This is a genomic window from Chrysiogenia bacterium (assembly GCA_020434085.1).
Taxonomy (GTDB): domain Bacteria; phylum JAGRBM01; class JAGRBM01; order JAGRBM01; family JAGRBM01; genus JAGRBM01.
Genome location: JAGRBM010000413.1, coordinates 1 through 2875, shown reverse-complemented (window position 1 = coordinate 2875; position 2875 = coordinate 1). Strand labels below are relative to the sequence as shown.

The 2875-nt window shown below is 68.2% G+C and carries 2 protein-coding genes; both read right to left on the bottom strand.

What is annotated here, in order from left to right:
- Window positions 1–171: 171 nt before the first annotated feature.
- The gene (locus KDH09_14120) at window positions 172–1503 is read right to left on the bottom strand and encodes an FAD-binding protein (GenBank protein ID MCB0220833.1); all 1332 of its coding nucleotides are present in this window, start codon (window positions 1501–1503) and stop codon (window positions 172–174) included.
- The coding region (locus KDH09_14115) for an FAD-dependent oxidoreductase (GenBank protein MCB0220832.1) at window positions 1496–2875 on the bottom strand (1380 nt) is incomplete at its 5' end. The genes KDH09_14120 and KDH09_14115, both read right to left, overlap by 8 nt.

Below are 2875 nucleotides of genomic sequence, written 5' to 3'. Positions count from 1 at the left end.
GCACCACCACCGCGGGCAGCACTCCAAGGCGCGCGTCGCGAATGTCGATCTTGGTGGCCGGCCAGCAGTCGGTGGAGTTGGCAATGCGATCGCTCTCCAATGTGCTGACGGCACTCTGGCCGCAGAGCTTTACAAGCGCAGCGAGCTGTTTGGGCGTGACCTCGACCGGGTTCATGCACCGCCTCCTGCGTGCTGACCCGCAACGTAGCCGCTTACCAGTGCAACGCCGAGCCCGCCGGGCCCGGCCACCGCGTCGTAGCCGCCGAGCACGCTGCCCGCGGCATGGAGGTTTTCGTAGATCGCCGCGCCGTCCTCGCCCACCGGCCGCATCTTCGCGTCCACGCGAAGGCCCGCGCAGAACGCGGCGTGGGAGCGCAGGAAGCGCCGGTCGAAGATCTCCTCGTTGGTCACCGAGACAAAGCGCTGGTCTTTCCAGAAGACCGGCAGCCCAAAGAGCGACTCGCGCAGCGCGCCTTCCTTCTCGATGCCGCCACCAATGAACTTGCCGCCGGCGAGCACGTAGCGCGGGGCCCGCAGGGCCTTTTCCTCGCCAGAGGCAAGGCGCACCTTCAGCGAGCCGACGGCGCCGCGCGCGCATTCAACGCCGATCACGTCGCCGGCGAGCACTTCGATATCAAGCGCCTTGATCACGCGCTGCAATGCCAGATCGAAACGCACACCCGGCGCCGAGGGCGGCACGGCCAGGGTCTCGATCACCTCGGGGCCGACCTCTTCGTTGAAGATGGCCCGGGCGCGCCCGGTATTTTCTATGCCCAGCACCGGCGGGAGCACGAGGTGCGTCGCATCTTTGAAGTCCGCGACTGCCGCGGCGAGTTTCTTCGCCACCTCGCGGGCGTAGTTCTCGTCGTCGAAGAGGCTCGCCAGCCCGATGGCGTTCGAGTTCGGGCCCAGCGCCTCGGCCAGCGGTATCTCAACCGAGCGGCTCGTTCCCTCTTTCGCGCCGCGCACGTGATCGAAGACCACCGCCTGCCGCGCGGCCACCGTTCCGGGAAGCCCCTCGAAGCCCACAAAGACCGGGCGCATCGCGCGCAGCTCGTCGGCGCTGAAGGCCCCGCAGCCGCTCTGGGCCAGCGCGGCAAATTTGAAGGTGCCCAGCGGCGTAATGCGCGCGCTGTTTTCCCTGCCGTCGCCTTCGAGCGCGAGGCCTCCGCGGTCCTTGATCAGCGCGCAGGCCACTTCTAGCCCGCGCAGCAGGTGGCCGGCCTTCGCCTCGGGCGCGCCGTATTCGGCCGCCATCTGGTGGAAGGGATGCCAGGGATTGTGATTGAGCTGCGCGGCGAGGTTCGCCTGCAGCGAGGGGTTCTCCTGCATCGCGCGACCGGGCACGAGGCCGGGATCGCCCGCAAAGTCGATCGCGCCGCTCGAGAGCGCGCTGGCCCCGGGCGCGCGCTGGACAAGCGTGACGCTCGCGCCGCCCTCTTTGGCTGCCGCAGCGGCCATCACGCCGGCCGCGCCGCCGCCGATTACAATGAGGTCACTCACTGGCAACCTCCTTGCGCGGGCGCACCGGTGCGGGCTCACGCGCGGCCTTTGCCAGGTCGCGCCAGCCCTCGAAGGGACCGTCGTCGCCAACAAAGTGGTGCATGCCCAGCACGCGCAGGTGAGTCTGCTGAAGGAGTTCTTCCTGCGCGACCTGTTCGCCCTCGAGGATGGGCACCTTGCCCTTCCAGCGATTGCGCAGGAAGTCGTAGGTTTCCTGGAGCTGCCCCTCGCCGCTGTGACCGAGTTCCTCGGCCAGCACGCAGCCCGCCTCCAGCGTGCAGCGGCAGCCCTGGCAGGGACCGGTGCCAAGGCGCGTGCGCCGGCGCAGGTCCGAGAGCTTGGCCGCCCACTCGCTGCGCACCGCATAAGTCAGCTCGGCCGCCGTCACCGGCTCGCAGGCGCACACGATGCGCTGCAGGCCCGGGCGTTCCTTGCAGAGATTTGCGATGTCCTGCGTGCGCGCGCCGTGACGGAAGTGGATGCGCGCGAGCGCGTATTCCGAGAGCCCCGATTCCTCTGCCAGCTTGGGAAGATCGAGCTGCTTCTCACCGCCGGGGAGCGGTTTGACATGCGTGGTGCAGGCGACCTTTCGCCCGAGCGCCTCGCCGATGATGTCCGTGGCGTCCTCGCTCATGATCCGGTAGGCCGCCAGCTTGCCGCCCACCATGGAGAACAGGCCCTCGACGCCGTCCTGCGCGCCGTGGTCGTAGACCTTGTGGTCGCGCGAGAGTTCATCTTCGTTGGGGCCCCATTTGTGGAGCGTGGGGCGCACGCCCGCCATCACGCGCACCACGCGGGCGCTGCGCACCTGGGGGAGCACGCGCTCGATCCCCTGAATGAGGTACTCGACCTCGTCCTTGCTCACGGTGAGGCTGTCGGGATCGCCGTAGAAGTCATCGTCGGTCGTGCCGATGATGGTCGAGTTGTCGTGGGGCATGATGAAGATGCTTCGCCCGTCGACGGCGCTGCACATGACGGCCACGTTCACCACGCGCCGGTCGAGGATGACGTGCACGCCCTTGCCCGGCCGCATCTTCGCCGTGGCACCGGTGCCCTCAAGAATCTTGAGCACCCAGGGACCGCCCGCATTGAAAACAACCTGGGCACGGATCTCTTCGTGGGCGCCGGTGCGGAAATCCTGCACCTTGACGCCGCAGACCCGCTTGCCCTCGAAGAGAAAACCGGTGACGCGGGTGTGATTGCGGATGGTCGCGCCGGCCTCGGCGGCCGAGAGGGCGTTGGCCGTGCACAGGCGGAAGGGATCGATCCCCCACTCGTCCATGGTGACCGCGCCGTTGACCATTTTCGGTTTGAGGCCCGGCTCGATGGCGAGCGCTTCCTGCGTGGTGAGCCGGGTGTGGGGCTTGCCGTT